Below are 19,238 nucleotides of genomic sequence, written 5' to 3'. Positions count from 1 at the left end.
GAGGATCCTGGCCACGTGCTGACCTTCGTGAACGGACACGCCTGGATCGGTCGCCCCAACTGAAATACGAGCGCCCCCTCGTCGGTCTACGAGGAGGTGGTGGGAGGTGAGCCATGGTGAACCCCCAGATGGAGCGCATTCAGAGCCACCTGAGCCGGATGAAGCTGACGACGACCCGGGACCGCCTGGATGGCCTGCTTCAGGAGGCTGCACGAAAGGAACTGAGCTTCCTGGACTTCCTGGATCTGGTGCTCTCGGAGGAGGCAGCGGCCAAGGACTCAAAGCGAACCCGGATGGGCATCCAGATCGCCCACTTCCCGATCCGGCGGAGCCTGGATGACTACGACTTCGACCTTCAGCCGAGCCTGGATCGCCGCCTGATCCGGGAGCTGGAGACGGGGACCTTCATCGCTCATGCGGAGAACATCCTGCTCCTTGGGCCACCAGGGGTGGGTAAGACCCACTTGGCCATCGGGTTGGGCGGAAGTCCATCGAACGGGGCGCGAGCTGCCTGTTCGTGAGCGCCACGGCCCTGGTGGGTCAACTGGTGCGGGCCGAGGCAGAGGGTCGCCTGGAGGAGCGTCTCCTGCATTTTCTCGAAGCCCAAACTACTGATTGTGGATGAGCTAGGATATCTACCCTTCGAGCGGCGGGCGGCCCACCTCATGTTCCAGCTCGTGAACCGGAGATATGAGCGGGGCAGCCTCATGATCACCAGCAACCAGCCAGTGGGTGCGTGGGGCGAGGTGTTCGGGGATACCATCCTGGCAACCGCCATCCTGGACCGACTGCTGCACCACAGCCACATCATCACCATCAAAGGCGAGAGTTACCGCCTGCGGGAGAAGCGCCGAGCCGGGATCGTCCGGCCCCGTGCCAGCGGCCACCACCTCGAGCCGCACCCACGTGGGGTGTCCTCCGCTTCGGCCTACGGCCTACGCTCCAGACACCCCACGGGCTCATACAACAAGGGGGTCAATATTCGTGTCGCCGGGTGGGTTAATTTTCATGTCGCTTGACAGTCGTCTGGCGATGCGTCAACATCGCGATGACCAAGGAGCCTTCATTTACATGGAATTGCTAGCTTTCTTACTGCGCGGGCCCGCCACACGGCGCCACCCCCGCCGCGGAGCGGCTTCGTTCAACATGCCGTAGCCACCTGCCCCTCCCGGAACCAGGCCTGAGTGTCCTGGTCGACGCATCATGCTTTTCTTGGTGATGCTTGGTGCCCTTGGAGCCTTGGTGGTGGAATTTATTCTTCTGTTTGCGAATGCGTATAAATCGTTATATGGCAGTTGTTTTGTTGATGTGAATTAATTGTTTTATTTCTTATTTTATCCTGCCCATCCTGGCTATCCTGTTTAAAGGCTTTTAACAGGATATGCAGGATGAGCAGGATAAAAGCAGTAGGATAATGAGTTGTCATGGAAATTTCTTCAATATTGCTCTTTGTGCCTGTCATTTCCCTACCGTGAGGTGTTCGCGTGATGCCCTCTTCTACTCCTCGTGTGCGTGGCGGGCCTCGAGGCGCAGGGCCTCGATGTCCTGGATCAGTTCCTCGGGATCGTTGCGCTCATTGAGGCGGTGGCGGAACTTGGCGCCCCCTGGCAGGCCCTTGGTGAACCAGGCGCCGATTTTCTTGATCTTGTGCAGGGCCGCCCGCTCATCCCCCGCTTCCAGGGTGAGTCGGAAGAAGCGCAGGGTGGCGTCGATGCGCATGTCCGGGCTGACCTCCAGATCCGGATCCAGGATCTGCTTGAACAGGAAGGGGTTGTACATGGCGCCCCGACCGATCATCACACCGGCGCAGCCGGTCTCCCGCACCATCTGATGGGCCTCCTCTGGGCGGTTCACGTCGCCGTTGCCGATGATCGGGAAGCTGAGACCCATTTCCACGGCCCGGGCAATGAGGCTCCAGTCGGAGTGCCCGAGGTACTGCTGGACTCGGGTCCTGGGGTGGATGGTGACGGCTTGGACCCCGCAGGCCTCGAACATCCGCAGGAAATCCTGGTATTCCCCGCGCTCTTTCTGGGCGGCATCCCAGCCCACCCGCATCTTGACCGTGACAGGGATCTTCACGGCCTTGACCATGGCCTGGACGCAGCGCTCCGCCAGACGGAAGTCCCGCAGGAGGGCCGAGCCAGCCCCGCCGCTGGTCACATTGCTGGCGGGGCAGCCCATGTTCAGGTCCACGAGGTCCGCTCCAGCCTCCTCGCACATCCGGGTGCACTCCGCCAGGTGTTCGGGGATGTATCCCGCGAGCTGCATGGCGAAGGGACGCTCCCCTTCCGAAGCCATCATCTCCTTGGCCTTACGGGCTTGCCGCCAGAGGGCCTCGGCGCTGATCATCTCGGAAACCGTGAGCCCTAGGCCGCCGATCTCGCGGATCATCCGCCGGAAGGGGAGATCCGTGATTTCATGCAGGGGCGCCAACACCAGCGCAGGCTTGACCTCCACGGGGCCAATGAAGAAGGAATCGAAGGGGAAAGCCAAACCGGAACCTCAAGCAAACCCCTATTCTAAGCCCTCTCTGCGTCCTCCGCCCCTCCGGGTGAGGCCATCTTTCAGTGCCGCTGCTCCCCTTCCACCCAGGACTCGCCGCCCTCGGTGTATCGCTCCCGCTTCCAGATGGGCACCCGCTCCTTGATGATGTCCATGATCCAGACCACGGCTTCGAAGGATTCCTTGCGATGGGCGGAGGCGGTGACCACCACGACGGCAGCCTCACAAAGGGGCACAACCCCGATGCGGTGGTGGATGATGCACTGGGTCAGGCCGAAGCGCTCCATGGCCTCGGTCCGGAGCTTTTCCAGTTCTGTCACTGCCATGGACTCGAAGGCCTCGTAGGCCAGGAGCTCCACATCCTTGTCATCGTGGTGATTCCGGGCACATCCTTCGAAGACGACGACGGAGCCCGCTCTTGGATCATGGGCCTCCGCACGCAGGGCGACGGGATCAAGGGGGCTGTTCATAACGGCGACATAGGGGATCATCATGTATAGACCTCGTTGCATCCAAGAATACAGTGCTGCGGGGATGGAAGGATCGGTATGTCGGATGCATTCGTCGAACACGCGCGCCCCCAGGACGTCTTCGGGATTCTGGGACAGCACATGCTGATGGATGGATTCCATCTGGTCATGGACCTGGACAAGTCCCAAGGCTCCTGGATCGTGGATGCCCGGGATGGCCGACGGATCCTGGATTTCTACTCCTTCTTCGCCACAGCGCCCCTGGGGCACAACCACCCTCGCCTCCGGGAACCCGAGTTCCAGGCCCATCTGGGCCGGATCGCCGTGAACAAGCCCGCCAACAGCGATGTCTACACCACGGCCTACGCGGATTGGGTGGAGACCTTCAGCCGCCACGCTCTCCCCCCCTACCTGAAGTATCTCTTCTGGATTGATGGCGGGGCGCTGGGGGTGGAGAACGCCCTGAAGGCCGCCTTCGACTGGAAGGTCCGCAAGAACCTAGCCCGGGGACGGGGCGAGAAGGGCTCCCAGGTGCTCCACTTCAAGGACGCCTTCCATGGCCGCAGTGGCTATACCCTGAGCCTCACCAACACCGCAGATCCCAGGAAATACCAGTATTTCCCCAAGTTTGACTGGCCCAGGATCCTGAACCCCAGGATCACCTTCCCCCTGGTGGGGGAGAACCTGGCCCGGGTGGAGGCGGCCGAGGCCGAGGCGGTCCGCCAGATCCGGGAGGCCGTCGAGCGGGATCCGGACGATATCGCCTGCCTCATCATCGAGCCCATTCAGGGGGAGGGGGGCGATCATCACTTCCGGGGCGAGTTCCTCCGGAAACTGAGCGAACTTTCCAAGGAGTATGATTTTTTATGCATTTTCGATGAGGTTCAGACCGGTTTTGGCGGCACCGGGCTGTGGTGGGCCCACCAGCACTTCGGCGTGGAACCCGATATCATCGCCTTCGGTAAGAAGACCCAGGTCTGCGGCATGGCGGCGGGCGCCCGGCTCGACGAAGTGGAGAATGTCTTCAAGGTGCCCAGCCGCATCAACAGTACCTGGGGGGGCAACCTGGTGGACATGGTGCGGGCTCAGCGCATCGTGGAAGTGATCGTGGAGGAGGATCTGCTGGCCTTCAGCACCCGGCAGGGCGAACGGCTATTACAGGGGCTGCAGGAGATCCATCAGGATTTTCCGGAGGTGACTTCCAACCCCAGGGGGCGGGGCCTCTTCTGTGCCATCGATCTGCTTACCCCCGAGTTTCGGGCCAAGGTCATCGCGGAAACCCAGCGGATGGGCATGGTCATCATGCCCACGGGGTGCTCTGGGCTGCGCTTCCGGCCTGCTCTGAACCTTCGCACCGAAGACCTGGATCTGGGGGTGGACATGCTCCGGGAAGCCATTCGAAGGGTAGCTGAGCAGAAGGCTTGAAAAATATATTCATGCCGATAAGAAAACTCATGGGGGCATGAATAACTTTGTTGTTATTCGTGGATATGCTTTGCGTTAGCCTTGTTTAAGCTCTTTCATGCTGATGTTTTCGGGGGTGATTCCGCTCATCCACCGACTCAGACTGCCACTCCTCTGCCCCAAGCCGCAGGCGCATTCCGATACTTGGCTCTTCCCTGTTTATGGGGGGGGGCTCTGCCCGGCATTTCCCCTTCTTTCTATTGAAAGGCATCGATATGAGCCAGAACCTCGTCAACGCCATGGCCGATCTCGAAGAGACAGCCCTGGTCAAGGAAGTGAAAGCCCTCCAGGCGCAGGGCACTCCCGCTCTGGAAATCATCCAGAAGCTCCAGGAAGGCATGAACATCGTGGGCAAGCGGTACGAAGAGAAGGAATACTACCTCTCCGAGCTGATCATGTCCGCCGAGATCTTCAAGGAGGCCGCCACTCTTCTGGGCGGGGATCTTTCCGCCGCGGACTCGCATAGCCATGGGACCTTCGTCATGGGAACGATCTACGGAGATATCCACGATATCGGCAAGAATATCGTCACTACCGTGATGAGCTGCAACGGATTCAAGGTCATCGACCTGGGGGTGGATGTCGCCACGGCGGACTACCTCAAGGCCATCCAGGAGCACAAGCCCCAGGTGGTGGGCATCTCCTGTCTGCTGACTACGGCCTTCGATGGCATGAAGGAGTGCATCTCCGCCATCGAGGCCGCCGGGCTGCGCAAGGACCTCAAGATCCTCATCGGGGGCGGTCCCTGTGACCAGACCACGGCGGACTACGTGGGTGCAGATGCCTACTGCAAGACCGCCCAGGATGCGGTCGAGTATTCCAAGAAGCTGCTTGGCATCCAGTGAGGAGTCGTCATGAATCCCGTTGAACTGCGCGCCGCCCGCCTGGGCCGCATGACCCGGGCCGTGGCTCTGGAGCCCACGGACCGGACCCCCGTCATGGCCTGGATCGACGCCTGGGCCGCCACCTACCGCCAGGGCTCCATGGCCCGCCTGTCCACCGACCCGCTCTACGCTAACCAGCTCATCCTGGAGACTGTGGCCGACTTCCCGGAGTTCGACATGATCGAGGTAGCTGCGGCGCTGCCCCGGAGCGTCGCCGCCGCGACCTTGTCCAGGGTCAAGGTGGCCGGGAAGGAGCTGCCCGAGGGCTCCCTCTGGCAGGTGGACGAGCAGGAGCACATCACGGACGAGGACTACGACCGCATCCTCCAGATGGGCTGGACGGCCTGGAAGTTCGAGTATTACGGCCGTGTGCTGGGCTTCACCCCCCAGGATTTCGAGGAGCTGGGCAAGCTCGGGGCCATCATCGGACAGCGCACCTTCGAGGCCGGTATCCCCACCCTCTCCGATGTCTTCCCCAACATCCCCCTGGATCCTCTGGCTGGCGGGCGGAGCATGGCCAAGTTCATGACCGACCTCTACCGGATGCCCGACAAGCTCAAAGAGGTCATGGATGTCATGATCACGGACACCATCGAGGAGATGCGGGGCATGATCCGTATGATCAAGCCCTTCTCCGTGATGATGGCCGTGGCCCGGGGCTCCAGCGCCTTCCTCTCCCCACGGCTATGGAACAAGTTCGTCTGGCCCTACCTGCTCCAGCTGTCCCATGCTGCCGCCGAGGAGGGGGTCTTCGTGAACCTCCACCTGGACGGGGACTGGAACCGGGATATGGAGCGCTTCAGGGAGATGCCCAAGGGCAAGTGCATCTGGGCCTGCGACAACGGCAGCGACATCTTCAAGCTGAAGACGGCCCTGGACGGGCACATGGCCATCAAGGGCGATGTGCCCCCGGCCCTCCTGGCCCTGGGCACGCCGGACGATGTCCACGCCTACTGCACGCGGCTGATCCGGGAGATCGGCCCCACTGGCTTCATCCTGGCCCCGGGCTGCACCATGCCCCAGAACGCCAAGGTGGAGAACGTCCGGGCCATGGTTCAAGCGGCGACTGGCTGCTGAAGAATCGGTTGTTGTTCTGCTTCAACAGGAGCCAAGCCTTTCGGCTTGGCTCCTGTTGGTAATCTTTGATGGATTGTTGAGTTATTTTCATGTGTGTCAATGAATATAAATGTACTTGTGACCCCATTGATTAATTTGATGCATTAATGGCAGGTTGCATACGATAAAGTGTCGTCAACCCACCTTAATATTCTGGCGCCTCGCAAGAGCTAAGGTGTGCTCTCGCTGTGTCTGCGTCTAACTCGTCTGAAAGGATCGGATCCATGAAATCCAACCAGGAGCTCTATCAGGAACGCCTCAACCGCATGACCCAGGCTGTCACCCTGGGCAGGCCGGATCGGGTTCCGGTCATGGCATGGATCGACGCCTGGGCGGCCACTTACCGTAAGGGCTCCATGGCCAAGCTTTCCCAGAGCGCCCTCTATTCCAACAAGCTCATTCTGGAGACCGCCAAGGACTTCCCGCAACTGGACATGATCGAGGTGGGGGCCGCCCTCCCGAGAGCCGTGGCCGCAGCCACCCTTTCCACGGTCAAGGTGGCGGGCAAGGAGTTGCCGGAGGGCTCCCTCTGGCAGGTGGAGGAGCTGGATCACCTCCAGGAAGCCGACTACGACCGCATCCTCAAGATCGGCTGGAAGGCCTACAAGAAGGAATACTACAAGAAGGTCCTGGGCTGGGGGGGCTACGATACCTTCAAGCTCATCCTGGGGGGCATCATCGCTGGCAGGCGCTGCAAGAAGGCTGGCTTCCCAGAACTCTCCGGCGCCTTCCCCAACATTCCCCTGGACCCCCTGGCCGGGGGGCGGGGCATGGCCAAGTTCATGACCGACCTCTACCGGATGCCCGACAAGCTCAAGGAAGTCATGGACATCATGGTCATAGACATCATTGAGGAGAACAAGGGCATCATCAAGCAGGCAAAGCCCTTCTCCGCCTTCCTGGGGGTGGCGCGTGGATCCAGCAACTTCCTTTCGCCCAAGCTCTGGAACAAGTTCGTGTGGCCCTATGTGGTGCAGATCGTGAACGCCATGGTGGAGTCCGGGACCTTCGTGAACCTCCACTTCGATGGCGAGTGGAACCGGGATATCGAGCGCTTCAAGGAACTTCCCAAGGGCAAGTGCATCTGGGCCTCCGACAGCGTGACCTCCGTATACAAGCTCAAGGAAGTCCTGGGCGACCACATGTGCATCAAGGGCGACGTCCCGCCAGCCCTTCTGGCCCTGGGCAAGCCTGAGGATGTCTACAGCTATTGCTCCAAGCTGATCAAGGACATCGGCCCCACGGGCTTCATCCTGGCCCCGGGCTGCACCACGCCCTACAACACCAAGGTCGAGAACTTCAAGGCCATGATCGCCGCTGCCACCGGGCAGTAAACGCTCTTGAACCGAGGCACCCCTCCAAGGGTGCCTCGCCCATCCGTATGCGCTGGTTGAGGGCTATCTCTCGAAAAGGTAGCCTCTATAAATGTACTCATATGCCCATGAGTACATTTGTTGGGCTGTGCCTTGGGGACCTGCGGTAGGCTCTTGGCAACTTCCCCAACCTATCGGCACGACGCAGGGCTGTGATTTCACTGCCCTGCTTTGCGGCCCAGCGCGAAAGGATCGGATCCATGAAGTCCTCGCAGGAGCTCTATCAGGAACGTCTGAACCGCATTACGCAGGCCGTCACCCTGGGCACCCCTGACCGGGTGCCGGTGATGGCCTGGATCGATGCCTGGGCCGCCACCTATACCCAGGGCTCCATGGCCAAGTTCTCCCACAGCGGGCTTCATTCCAACAAGTTGATCCTGCAGACGGTGAAGGACTTCCCTGAGCTGGACATGATCGAGGTCGGGGCCATTGTGCCCAACTGGGTGGCGGCTTCCACCCTTTCCAAGGTCAAGCTGGCCGGGGATGAGTTGCCGGAGGGTTCCCTCTGGCAGGTGGTGGAGGAGGAGAACCTCACGGAAGCCGACTACGATCGCATCCTGAAGGTCGGCTGGAAGCGATTCAAGCAGGACTACTACAAGCAGCGCCTCGGGCTCGGGGGCTACCAGAAGCTCCAGCTCATCCTGGCGGGCATCATCGCAGGCAAGCGCTGCCGGAAGGCGGGCATCCCTGAATACTCAGGGGTATTCCCCAATATTCCCCTCGATCCCCTTGCCGGGGGCCGGGGCATGGCGAAGTTCATGACCGACCTCTACCGGATGCCGGACAAGGTGAAGGAAGTCATGGATGTGATGGTGGCGGACACCATCGAGGAAACCCTGGGGATCATCAAGCAGGCCAAACCCTTCAGCGCCTTCCTGGGGGTGGCGCGGGGCTCCAGCAACTTCCTTTCTCCCAAGCTCTGGAACAAGTTCGTCTGGCCCTATGTGCTCCAGACCGTGAACGCCATCGCTGCCACCGGAACCTTCGTCAATCTTCACTTCGATGGGGACTGGAACCGCGACATCGAGCGATTCAAGGAACTGCCCAGGGGCAGGTGCGTCTTCGCCTCCGATAGCGTGACGGATGTCCGCCTACTCAAGCAGCACCTGGACGGCCACATGTGCATCAAGGGGGATGTGCCGCCAGCGCTCCTGGCCCTGGGCAGGCCCGAGGATGTCTACAACCACTGCACGAAGCTGATCCGGGATATGGGCTCCAGGGGCTTCATCTTGGCGCCGGGCTGCACGACGCCCTACAACACGAAGATCGAGAACTTCAAGGCCATGCTGTCGGCCGTGACCGGGAAGTAGGGCTCCGGTCCGGAAGTCTGGGGAACCGATCGGATGTCCAGGCTGACCGTTCGTGAACGGTGCTTACACGAGCTGCCCCCGGACCCCGATAGTGGATTCCGGAGGCAGCACCCATGTTCAAGCAGTTCATTCTTCCCCTTCTCACCCTTTCCCTTTCCGCCGCCCAGCCCACCACCTGGAACTTCGAGCAGGAGGCCCCCACCCTGGAGCAGGGTTGGGTCGCCATTTCGGATCGCGAGCAGCTGCTCGGCTCCTCCTTCGTCTCCGTGGCGGCCGAGGCGGACGGAGGCAACAACGCCCTGCGCATCATCGGTTCCGTCCAGAGCAACACCCGGGATCCCTTCCGGCAGATCGACCCCTTCGCCGGTGCCATGCACTACTTCAGTGCCACCCCCTTCCGGGCTGCGGACCTGTCCCAGGCCAAGACCCTCAGCTTCCGGGCCAAGGGCAATGGCGCCGTCGAGGTTGCCCTGTTCCAGAATGCCACAGGTGTGCGTCCCTACAGCAAGACCGTCCAGGTGGGCTCCGAGTGGAAGGAATACACCTTTGAACTGGCTTCCTTCGGTGTGGACACCGCCCAGTTGACCGCTGTGGCCTTCGGGCGCAACACCCCCGGAAGCCTGGATGCCATGGTGGACGACATCCGCATCCAGTAGCCCCCCCGGCTTCCTGCCCAGGCCCCGCTTCCGCGGGGCCTTTGCCGTCCGGTAATGTGGGCCCGGACGGCAGTAGAATGGGAACTCCACACAGGAGTTTCCGATGATCCAGGCTTGCTTCCTCAATGCCGAAAAGCTGGACTTCCACCAGGACCTGGATTTCTCGGCCCTCGCCAGCCTCGTGGATTACACCTCCTTCTCCAGCAGCCGTCCGGACCAGATCCTGGAGAGGGCTGCCGGGCAGGAGGTGCTCATCTGCAAGGAGCTTCCCCTGGGCAAAGCCCTGATCGAGGGCCTGTCTGATTCGGTCAAGCTGATCTGCGAAGCGGGCACCGGCTACAACAACATTGATATCGCCGCCGCCCGCCAGAGGGGCATCCTGGTCTGCAATGTGCCGGAATACAGCACGGAGGCGGTGGCCCAGCTGGCCATCACCTTCATCCTCAACCTGAGCATCTCGCTGCCCCGGCAGTTGCAGATGTTGCATGGCCAGAACTTCGATAACTTCACGAAGGCGGTCCAGGTTCCCCTGGCGGAACTCCGGGGCAAGACCTTGGGAGTAATCGGCTTCGGGGCCATCGCCCAGCAGACCGCCAGAATCGCCCAGGTCCTGGGCATGGAGATCCTGGTCCACACGCGCACGCCGAGGCCTGAAGCCCACCCGGGGATAGGCTTCGAGAGCCTGGATAACGTGCTCAGGACCAGCGATTACCTGACCCTGCACTGCCCTCTGAATGGAGACACCAGGCACCTGATCAACCGGGAACGCCTGTTGATGATGAAGCCCACGGCCTTCCTCATCAACACCTCCCGGGGGGGGCTGGTCCTGGAGGCTGACCTGATCGAGGCCCTGCAGAACTGTGTCATCGCCGGGGCAGGGCTGGATGTGCAGGATCCCGAGCCCCCGGAGCCGGACAATCCCCTTTTCCGGATGGAGAATGTCCTTCTCACCCCCCACATCGGCTGGCGCAGGCGCGAAACCCGGCAGCGGTTGGTAGGCAAAGTGGTGGAGACGATCGCGGCCTACCTGCAGGGCGACCCGATCCATGGGGTCAATTGACCGTCCGGGGGGGAGAAGCGCCCAGGCTGATTAGAATGGAGATGGACGGCCCTGGCCGTCGGCAAGAAAGGAACCCGTTTTGAGCACCAAATACAGCGACTTCCGCGTGGCCACCTCCAGTGTGGGACCCAGAAACCTTTCCGTGGCCCAGGGAAAGGGTGCGGTCGCTTCCGTCTCCAAGGATGCTTCGGCTCTGGCCATCGCAGTCCTGGAAGACGGTGGCAACGCCTTTGACGCGGCCTTCGCCATGGCCTTCTCCCTGGCGGTCTTCCATCCCCAGGCCGGCAACATCGGCGGCGGCGGGTACCTCGTCTACAAGGAGAAGGGGAATGCCCCCCGGGTCTACAACTACCGCGAACAGGCTCCCAGGGGAGCCAAGCGGGAGGACTACCTCCAGGCCGATGGCAATCCGGACCCCGATCGCACCGCCTTCGGTCCCGCCTCGGTCTGCGCCCCCGGCACGGTCAAGGCCTTCTTCATGCTCCAGCAGCGCCACGGGCGCCTGAAGGCCTCGGACCTGCTCCTGGCCATCGCCAGGCAGGCCAGGGAAGGGGCCGTGGTCACCCAGTACGAGTGTGAGTGTCTGAACCGCCTGGCTCCCAAGCTGGCGGTATCCCCCGAATCCAAGCGGAACTACGTGAAGGCCGAGCCCTGGAAGGCCGGAGAGCTCATCTACAATCCCAACCTGGCCCAGACCCTGGAGACCCTGGCCCGGGAGGGGGCGGACGCCTTCTATCGGGGGCGCATCGCCGAGCAGATCCTGGAGGATCTCTCCCGCAACGGCGGCCTGCTGGCCTGGGAGGATCTGGCGGGCTACGAGGTCCGGGAGCAGGCCCCCATCAGCCTCGAGGTGGGCGGCCGACAGGTCTGGACCGTGCCCCCTGAGGGCGGCGGTGCCATGGTGCTGGAGATCCTGAACATCCTCGATCAGCCCGGATTCCGGGCCCTGCCCTGGGGCAGCCCCGCCTACCACCATCACGTGGTCCAGGCATGGAAGATGGCCTTCCTCCACCGGGGGGACTACCTGGGGGACATCCCCCTAGCGGACAATGCCGTATACCGCGGCCTTCTGGAACGGGAATCCGGTCATCGCCTCTTCTCCCTCATCAACCCCCGTCGGGACACCCCCAGCGGTGAACTGGCGGCCCTTATGGGGGACGGGACTTCACAGGAGGGCCCCAACGGCAAGAACACCACCCACTTCGCGGTGGTGGATGCCGAAGGGAACGCCGTTTCCAACTCCTACACCATGAACCTGCGCTACGGCTCCAAGTGGAGCGTCGAAGGAGCGGGCTTCCTCCTGAACGGCAGCATCGACTCCTTCTCCTTCGCCGAAGGAAAGGAGAACTACTTCGGTGTCGTGGGCAGCCGTCCCAATCTCTTCGCCCCCGGCAAGCGCCCAGCGAGCAACATGGCCCCCCTCATGGTCACGGTGGGGGATGCCGTGGAGTCGGTCCTGGGCACGCCCGGTGGGCCCACCATCCCCACCACCATGGGGGAGGTCCTGGCGGCCACCCTCCTCCACGGCGTGGATCCTCGGGAGGTCCTGGGCCTGAGCCGCATGCATCACCAGGCCTGGCCGGACAAGCTGTCCCACGAGCCCAACTTCGACCGTCCTGACCTATTGAAGGCCCTGGAAGACCTGGGCTACACCGTGAAGGACAAGAACGAGCTCATCTCCGATGTCCACGGTGTCTACTTGGCTTCCGACGGCTATCTCGCCATCAGCGATTACCGGCGTGAAGGGGTGGCGCTGGCATACTGACGTTCTGGTCTGAGCGCTACTCCAACCACCTTCTGACCACGAACAGCGGAAGTCCTTCTTCCCCGGCGGGCCAAGCATCCGCCGGGCTGCGCTGCGCCATGACCTCGTCCAGGCGCTGTCGTAGGGGTGCCGTCATGACGCCCCCATGGCGGCCGGGAGCCTGACAGGGGAGCCGACTTTCGATCACGGTTTCCCGGTCCAGCACGATGATGACGTGGCCCTTCCAGGCGATCAGGTCGAGCGGTTCCAGGCGGGCGATGATCTGGTCCCGGCCCAGGCCTTGGATGGGTACGGCGCTCCCATAGTGGACGAGTTCGCCCGTGTTCCGGGGCGTGAATCCCCCTGTGGCCTCGTAGAGCAATCCTGAGCAGTCCAGGCCTGCGTAGGCCCCGAGCGTATCACCCAGAGGCACCCCTTGACGCAGGTTTCCTCCCCAGACATAGGGGGTTTGCTGCGCCGTGCAAAGGCTTTGCAGCACCACCTCCCGCCTGGGGCGGGTGCGTGCGCGCTGAGGGGGCTGGGCCGGGATGGGCCGCAAGGCGTCCCGGGACACGTAGAGCCTGAGTTCCGGTGGTGTGGGATAGTCGCTGGTCGTGACCTCCAGCACCTCTGGGGGGTCGGCCTGTCCGACGATAATGAAGGCCGTATCGGGCAGCGCCAGAAACTCCAGGGAGCGAACCTGGCCGCAGGCGTCGGGCTTGAGGGGCACTCTGCTGGCGGCGGCAGCCATGCTGTTGAAGACCGGCAACGCCCGCTTGGCAGTGGCAAAGGTGGGCTGGGCCGCCATGCAGGCTGCCGATACCAAGGGCAGCAGGATGCCTCTCACGGCCTTCCTGTTAGTCCAATTCCAGGTTGTCGTCGGCCAGGGCCTTCTGCTTCTGGGACTCGCGGAAGGTGAGGAGGCGCTCCCGGGTGGCGGGATCGGAGAGGGCGATGATCTGGGTGGCCAGGATGGCTGCGTTGATGGCACCGGCCTTGCCGATGGCCAGGGTGGCGACGGGGATGCCCGCGGGCATCTGGGCCGTGGACAGGAGGGCATCCATGCCTTCGGTGGCCCAGCCCTTCATGGGAACCCCCAGGATGGGCAGGTGGGTCTTGCTGGCGCAGACGCCGGCGAGATGGGCTGCGCCACCGGCGGCGGCGATAATGACCTTGAGGCCCCGGTCCTCGGCACTCTTGCAGTAGTCCAGGACCTTCTCCGGGGTCCGGTGGGCCGATGCCACGTGGGCTTCGAAGGGGATTTCGAGCTGGCGCAGGGTCTTCGCGCACTCCTGCATCGTGGACCAGTCCGATTTGGATCCCATCAGAATGCCGACGAGGGGGTGTTCCGCCATAATATCTCCGTGTCGTGGCTGTGTTGCCAAGGCTATAGCTTAGCTGAATCGGGCTTCTTCCAATCGGGGGCGACGTGGATGTGATCGTGGTGGGGGGAGGGGCTTCCGGCCTGGTGGCCGCCTGGAGGGGCGCCTGCCGGGGGCACAAGGTGCGCCTCCTGGAGGGGAATCCCCGCCTTGGGGTCAAGCTTCTCCTGAGCGGGGGCGGCAAGTGCAACCTGACCCACGAGGGGAGTGTGAGGGAACTCCTGTCCGCCTTCCCACCGGATCAGGCCCGCTTCCTTCGTCCGGCCCTGCACGCTTTCGGCAGCGGGGATGTGCGGGAACTCTTCCGGCGTCAGGGGGTTGAGACCTATGTGCGGGAGAATGGGCGGGTCTTTCCAAAGGACCCGGGCTCGGCGCTCCAGGTGCTGGAAGCCCTGGAGAGCCTGGTCCGGCATTCGGGTGCGGAGATTCGCACCGGGGCTCGGGTGGCCGCCCTGGAGGGGCAGGCCCCGACCCTGAAGCAGGTGGTCCTGGCCTCGGGTGAACTGCTGCGAGCTGACCTTTTCATCCTGGCTACCGGCGGGGCCAGCTACCCCGAAACCGGTACCCGTGGGGAGGCCTTGGGCTGGCTGAAGAGCCTTGGGGTCGGGGGGCGATCCTGGTTCCCGGCCCTGGCCCCCATCCCCCTGATGGTGGCCCGGCCCGAATGGGAAGGCGTGCCTCTCCGTGAGGGGAGTCTGGTTCTCCGGGAGGGAGACGGTGGAAAACGCCTTGCCACTTTCGCCGGAGACGTCCTCTTCACCCGGAAGGGCATCACGGGCCCCGCCGCCCTCGAACTGAGCGAGGCCGTGGAGACGGCTCGCCGCCGGGGGCGCCCCTGGCTGGGATACCTCCTGGGGCGGGGCGATGAAGCGGCTCTGGAGGCTGAGCTCCTTGAACTCCAGCGGGTCAATCCCCACCTGAGCCTGGGGAACTGGGTCAAGCGCCGCCTGCCGGAGCGTCTGGTGGCAAAGGTCTGCGGGCAGGCCGGGGTGGATCCGGACACCCGATTCAAGGGCCTGACGCGACCGGAGCGACGTGCCCTGGTTTCTCTCCTCTGCGAATTCCCCCTCGGGGAGCCGGGTCCCGTGGCCCTGGAGCGCGGCGAAGTCTGTGCCGGCGGGGTGGGGCTTGAAAGGATCGACCCCCGGAACCTGCTGGTCCGGGGGTGGGATAACCTCAAGGTCTGTGGGGAACTGCTGGACCTGAACGGTCCCGTGGGGGGCTACAATCTGCAGGCGGCCTTCAGTACCGGGTACCTGGCAGGAGACATTTCATAGCTGGCGTCGTCGGTTGTTCTTTCTCCGCGCACCCCGCGTCTCCACGTGAACCCTTCAGCCCTGGGCCTTCTTGAACTGGGCGATGATGTCATCCACGGACTCCTTCTTCCCATCGGCCTCAATGGAGGTATCGAAGATCTTGTCCTGGGTGGCGACGGCCCGGTGCTCGAAGACTTCGGGGGACTTCCCCTCTTCGGGCTCATCGATCTTGAAGATGATCAGGAGGCGGTTGAGGCCTTCCCGGAACTGCTTGAGGAGCAGGACCACCTTCTCCACCTTCTGGCGGGTGATGTCCTGGAACTGCAGGGTGTTCAGGATCTCGAAGGATTCGTCGGAGATGATCTGGAGCTGGCCCATCCCCGCCTGGAGATCCACCGGAGGCAGCTTGGTGGTGGTCTGGTGCTCAAAGAGGAAGTCCAGCACCTCCTGGGCCACGACGGTGGGGTTTTCGCCCTGGCTGGCCCGGGTCAGGAACCCGTCGATCTGCTCCTGGAAGCGCTGCTGAGTGTTCTGGGTCTGCTCCAGAGCCTTGGCTGCCTCCCGGAAATCCCGGCTGGCGTCATCGGCGGCGGCCATCAGGGTGTCCAGGCGATTCATGACCTCCTGGGTGGCCGTTTCGGTATCGGCTGTGATGGCGTCGAGCTGAGCGGCCAGCTCCGGCACCTGGGTGCTCTGATGTTTCACCGAGGCGTCGAGCTGCTGGAGGTTGGCCATGGTCTGGTTCAGGCTGGCCACCAGGGTGCCGACTTCGCCCTTGGCCTGGAGATCGATCTGCTGGTAGACCCGGCCGTTGATCATGTCCTGTGCGGCCTGGGCCAGGCGCACCAAGTTGTTCTGGGCGGAGTTCTGAAGCTCCCCGCGGATGGACTGGATGGTTTCCAGGAGGGCATCCAGGCGGCTGTCCAGGGCCTCGCTATGCTCCCGGAACTCCTTGAGGAGGGAATCGGGCTCGATTTCGCTCGAGGGGGCGGGGTTCACGGCTTCCACTGGTTCCAGGTTCTCCATGGTGCTCTCCCAGACGGGCTCAAGGCGCGGGACTGATTTTGACGGAACTGCCTTCGGATATCCCCCAGGCTTGCATGAGATCCTTGGGCACTGCAACTGTCTTGTAGTTGTCGTGGCCGACGAATTGCACAGTCTGGACGGATTCGCCCCCGGGCCAGGCGATCCTTACCCGGTGGATCGGGTTGTGGCGACTTGGTCCCATGGTGGACCAGAAGATCTCCAGATCCGCCGAGAGCTCGACATGGCCAGCTTTCCGGAAGAGGCCGGTCTTGAGAAGGGCAACCCTGAATTCCCGCTCCGGTTCGAATACCTCCAGGCGTCCCGCGTCCCGGAGGGTCATGCAGGTCTGGCAGACAGTCACTTCGTTCTCGCCACTTGTGGCGATGACCTCGCTGAAGCAGCTGTATCCGTCCAGGTACGGGATGACGCGGTGATCCTCCGGGAAGAGTTTGATGCCCTGCGCCAGTTTTGGGCCCTGGAGATGGGCCCAGGGCACTGCCCGCAGGTTGGGGAAGATGCTGCGGAATCGCCGACGTGTATCGCAGGTGCGCGCCCCTTCCATCAGCAGATCCGGAAGGGAGCGGTTGATGGTGGTGGGGCAGTTGAAGGCAGGGGTGGCGAATTCGAAGAGCCCCTTCTCCCATTCCAGGACACCGAAGGCCGCCGCATCCCCGGTGAGTGCCCCCATCTCTGCGTGGATGACCTCTCCGTTGCGCACGAAGAGGATGCCCTTGTCCTGATCCTGGGTGACGAAGAGCTTCCCGGTCTTCCGGTTGACGTGCAGAAGCTGCAGCACATCGGAAAGCGCAATGCTCTGCAGGCTTCCCCGGAGATGGGACATCTATCGCCCCTCCCTCATCACGAGCGCGCCTCGGCAATCGCGTTGATCATCTCCCGGACGGCGGTATCGATTCCGACGAGCACAGCCCTTCCTATGATGCTGTGGCCGATGTTCAATTCCTCGATCTCGGGGATGGCGGCGATGAGGCGCACATTCTGGAGGTTGAGGCCATGTCCTGCCAGGGCCCTCAATCCCAGCTTGCCGGCAAGACGGGAGGCCTTGGCGATCCGCTCCAGTTCGACCTTGGGGTCCGCAGAGCGGGGAAGATCCGAATAGACCCCCGTATTGAACTCCACGGCATCGGCCTCGAGGCGGTTGGCCATGGTGACCTGATCGGCGATGGGGTCGATGAAGAGGCTGACCCGGATATCCGAGGTGCGGAGCTCCCGGATGATGGGCTTCAGGTGGGCCTGGAGGAAAATCGCGTCCAGGCCTCCCTGGGTGGTAAGTTCCTCACGGGTCTCGGGCACCAGGGTCACCCAGTCAGGGCGCATGGGGATGAGGGTCTCCAGCATCTCGGAGGAGGCGGCGCACTCGACGTTGAGGGGGACGGAGAGCACCTCCTTGAGGAGGCGCACATCCCGGTCCTGGATGTGACGGCGGTCACCGCGCAGGTGGACCGTGATGCCATGGGCACCGGCATTCTGGGCCATGAGCGCGGCCGTGACCGGCTCTGGATCCCGGGTGGCCCGTGCCTGACGCACCGTGGCCACATGATCGATGTTCACACCTAGACGGACGCTCAACTGGGATTCTCCGTTGTATTCCTGATTCCATTCAAGGTTAGCAGGCTTTGCCGAGGGTTGGTCCTTTCAGATACCCAGATCCGCGCGAGCTGCTTCTTCCAACCTGTGAATGGCTGATTCCATGCGGGTCGTCTCCCGGGCTTCCACCATCAGGCGCAGCTTGGGTTCGGTGCCGGACCAGCGGACGACGATCCGCAGGGCGTCCCCATGCAGGGTCTCCAGGCTCTTCATCGAATCCATCAAGTGTGGACAGGCTTCCACTGGGCGCCGGGCCTTGGCGGTGAGGTTGACCAGCTTGAGGGGCCAGGGCTGGAAGCGCCAGGACCAGCGCTCGTTCTCGGGGCGGGTCAGGAGGGCGTGGAGGACCGCCAGGGCCGTGGCGAGACCATCTCCAGAGGGGCCAAGGTGCTTCTGGATGATGTGCCCCGATGCCTCGGCGGCCAGATCCCATCCGCATCGCGCCAGTTCTCGAAGCATGTGCTTGTCCCCTACCGGGGTGCGGGTGAAGGGGATCCTGGTTCGACGCAGAGCCTCTTCCAGGCCTCCGTTGCTCATCAGGGTGCCAACCACTCCTGGGATGCGGTGGCCCTGGGCCTGAAGATCCTGGACCAGGAGCCAGAGGATCTGATCCCCATCGACAAGGTGACCCGCTCCATCCAGCAAGAGGCAGCGGTCTCCGTCGCCGTCGAAGGCGATGCCGGCCATGGCGCCCGTCTCCAAGACCTTGGCCCTGAGGGCGTCCAGATGGGTGCTGCCGACGCCCACATTGATCCGATCCCCGTCTTCGGGGGTCCCAATCCAGGTGATGCCTTCTCCCCGGAGCAGGGCCGGGGCCCAGGGGGCAGTGGCACCGTGGGCGCAGTCCACCACCAGGCGGATTTCCCTGGGCAGTGTGAGGGGGCCCAGGTGGGCCAGATACTCCTGAACGGGTTCAGGATCCGGGATCAGGGGGGCAGGCCGGAGAGCTTCGGTGGCCAGGGCCCCGAAAGCGCGCTCCACGGCTTCCTCGTCCTCTTCGGAGAGCTTTTCTCCCTGGTGATCGAAGCCCTTGAGACCGTTGTCCTCCGGGGGGTTGTGGCTGGCGCTGATCATCAGGCCCCACGCAGCAGGGCGACGGGCCGTGATCCAGGCCACTGCGGGGGTGGGCACCATGCCCAGCACCAGGATTTCCAACTGGTCCCCCAGCCCCTGGACGAATGCCTCGGCGAGGGGGGCGGAGCTGTTGCGGGGGTCCCAGCCCAGGACCATCTCGCGGATGCCCCGGCTTCGAGCCACTTCTCCCCAGGCCTTGCCCCATCGGACCACCTCTTCGAGGGAGAGGGGGGAAACCAGGGCCTGCCCCCGGATGCCGTCCGTTCCGAAATAGTGCAATGCCATACGCCAGGGTCTCCTTGCTGAGTCCATTCTT

The 19,238-nt window shown here is 63.1% G+C and carries 17 protein-coding genes and 1 pseudogene; 10 read left to right on the top strand and 8 right to left on the bottom strand.

Features of this window, described 5'->3' with window-relative positions:
• Positions 1–113 precede the first annotated feature (113 nt).
• A pseudogene (gene istB, locus HOLFODRAFT_RS21825) lies at positions 114–1,019 on the top strand (IS21-like element helper ATPase IstB).
• Between the two features lie 478 nt (positions 1,020–1,497).
• Here istB and dusB read toward each other — a convergent pair.
• Together dusB and HOLFODRAFT_RS0216005 are read right to left on the bottom strand one after the other, a co-directional pair.
• Complete coding sequence (gene dusB / locus HOLFODRAFT_RS21820) at positions 1,498–2,493, bottom strand: tRNA dihydrouridine synthase DusB (RefSeq protein ID WP_005033899.1); 996 nt, start codon at positions 2,491–2,493, stop codon at positions 1,498–1,500.
• Between the two features lie 71 nt (positions 2,494–2,564).
• Complete coding sequence (locus HOLFODRAFT_RS0216005) at positions 2,565–2,996, bottom strand: molybdenum cofactor biosynthesis protein MoaE (RefSeq protein ID WP_005033897.1); 432 nt, start codon at positions 2,994–2,996, stop codon at positions 2,565–2,567.
• A 54-nt stretch (positions 2,997–3,050) separates the two neighbouring features.
• Here HOLFODRAFT_RS0216005 and lat point away from each other — a divergent pair, with 54 nt between their 5' ends.
• The 8 genes from lat to ggt all read left to right on the top strand — a co-directional run bounded on the left by lat (position 3,051) and on the right by ggt (position 12,600).
• The gene (lat, locus tag HOLFODRAFT_RS0216000; RefSeq protein WP_005033895.1) at positions 3,051–4,397 is read left to right on the top strand and encodes an L-lysine 6-transaminase; all 1,347 of its coding nucleotides are present in this window, start codon (positions 3,051–3,053) and stop codon (positions 4,395–4,397) included.
• Positions 4,398–4,651: 254 nt separating this feature from the next.
• On the top strand, positions 4,652–5,281 hold the full coding sequence (locus tag HOLFODRAFT_RS0215995) for a cobalamin B12-binding domain-containing protein (RefSeq protein WP_005033893.1): 630 nt from the start codon (positions 4,652–4,654) through the stop codon (positions 5,279–5,281).
• Positions 5,282–5,290: 9 nt separating this feature from the next.
• On the top strand, positions 5,291–6,397 hold the full coding sequence (locus tag HOLFODRAFT_RS0215990; protein ID WP_005033891.1) for a uroporphyrinogen decarboxylase family protein: 1,107 nt from the start codon (positions 5,291–5,293) through the stop codon (positions 6,395–6,397).
• 263 nt (positions 6,398–6,660) lie between these two features.
• A complete protein-coding gene (locus HOLFODRAFT_RS0215985; protein ID WP_005033889.1) occupies positions 6,661–7,770 on the top strand; it encodes a uroporphyrinogen decarboxylase family protein in 1,110 nt (369 codons plus the stop codon).
• A gap of 239 nt (positions 7,771–8,009) precedes the next feature.
• The gene (locus HOLFODRAFT_RS0215980; protein WP_005033887.1) at positions 8,010–9,119 is read left to right on the top strand and encodes a uroporphyrinogen decarboxylase family protein; all 1,110 of its coding nucleotides are present in this window, start codon (positions 8,010–8,012) and stop codon (positions 9,117–9,119) included.
• A 113-nt stretch (positions 9,120–9,232) separates the two neighbouring features.
• Complete coding sequence (locus tag HOLFODRAFT_RS0215975; RefSeq protein ID WP_005033886.1) at positions 9,233–9,775, top strand: hypothetical protein; 543 nt, start codon at positions 9,233–9,235, stop codon at positions 9,773–9,775.
• Between the two features lie 103 nt (positions 9,776–9,878).
• Positions 9,879–10,835, top strand: coding sequence for an NAD(P)-dependent oxidoreductase (locus HOLFODRAFT_RS0215970; protein WP_005033884.1), 957 nt, complete (start codon positions 9,879–9,881; stop codon positions 10,833–10,835).
• Between the two features lie 79 nt (positions 10,836–10,914).
• Complete coding sequence (ggt, locus tag HOLFODRAFT_RS0215965; RefSeq protein WP_005033882.1) at positions 10,915–12,600, top strand: gamma-glutamyltransferase; 1,686 nt, start codon at positions 10,915–10,917, stop codon at positions 12,598–12,600.
• Positions 12,601–12,616: 16 nt separating this feature from the next.
• On the opposite strand, the gene HOLFODRAFT_RS0215960 is transcribed toward ggt, so the two are convergent.
• Together HOLFODRAFT_RS0215960 and purE are read right to left on the bottom strand one after the other, a co-directional pair.
• Positions 12,617–13,426 (bottom strand): NlpC/P60 family protein, encoded by an 810-nt coding sequence (locus HOLFODRAFT_RS0215960; RefSeq protein ID WP_005033880.1) that lies wholly within the window; start codon positions 13,424–13,426, stop codon positions 12,617–12,619.
• 10 nt (positions 13,427–13,436) lie between these two features.
• On the bottom strand, positions 13,437–13,934 hold the full coding sequence (purE, locus tag HOLFODRAFT_RS0215955) for a 5-(carboxyamino)imidazole ribonucleotide mutase (RefSeq protein ID WP_005033879.1): 498 nt from the start codon (positions 13,932–13,934) through the stop codon (positions 13,437–13,439).
• 74 nt (positions 13,935–14,008) lie between these two features.
• Between purE and HOLFODRAFT_RS0215950 the strand changes: the two genes are divergently transcribed.
• Positions 14,009–15,238 (top strand): BaiN/RdsA family NAD(P)/FAD-dependent oxidoreductase, encoded by a 1,230-nt coding sequence (locus tag HOLFODRAFT_RS0215950; protein WP_005033877.1) that lies wholly within the window; start codon positions 14,009–14,011, stop codon positions 15,236–15,238.
• Between the two features lie 54 nt (positions 15,239–15,292).
• Here the strand turns inward: HOLFODRAFT_RS0215950 and HOLFODRAFT_RS0215945 are convergent, their stop codons facing one another.
• The 4 genes from HOLFODRAFT_RS0215945 to HOLFODRAFT_RS0215930 all read right to left on the bottom strand — a co-directional run bounded on the left by HOLFODRAFT_RS0215945 (position 15,293) and on the right by HOLFODRAFT_RS0215930 (position 19,207).
• The gene (locus HOLFODRAFT_RS0215945; RefSeq protein WP_005033874.1) at positions 15,293–16,243 is read right to left on the bottom strand and encodes a methyl-accepting chemotaxis protein; all 951 of its coding nucleotides are present in this window, start codon (positions 16,241–16,243) and stop codon (positions 15,293–15,295) included.
• 19 nt (positions 16,244–16,262) lie between these two features.
• Complete coding sequence (locus tag HOLFODRAFT_RS0215940) at positions 16,263–17,084, bottom strand: DUF4388 domain-containing protein (RefSeq protein WP_005033873.1); 822 nt, start codon at positions 17,082–17,084, stop codon at positions 16,263–16,265.
• 17 nt (positions 17,085–17,101) lie between these two features.
• Positions 17,102–17,830 carry a pyridoxine 5'-phosphate synthase gene (locus tag HOLFODRAFT_RS0215935; RefSeq protein WP_005033871.1) on the bottom strand — a complete coding sequence of 243 codons (729 nt, stop codon included), beginning with the start codon at positions 17,828–17,830 and terminating at the stop codon, positions 17,102–17,104.
• A 66-nt stretch (positions 17,831–17,896) separates the two neighbouring features.
• On the bottom strand, positions 17,897–19,207 hold the full coding sequence (locus HOLFODRAFT_RS0215930) for a phosphohexomutase domain-containing protein (protein ID WP_005033869.1): 1,311 nt from the start codon (positions 19,205–19,207) through the stop codon (positions 17,897–17,899).
• Positions 19,208–19,238: the final 31 nt, after the last annotated feature.

Origin of the sequence: Holophaga foetida DSM 6591 (assembly GCF_000242615.2) — a bacterium.
Classification (GTDB): Bacteria; Acidobacteriota; Holophagae; order Holophagales; family Holophagaceae; genus Holophaga; species Holophaga foetida.
The sequence above is the reverse complement of the archived record's forward strand: the minus strand, read 5'-3'. Positions and strand labels throughout refer to the sequence as shown.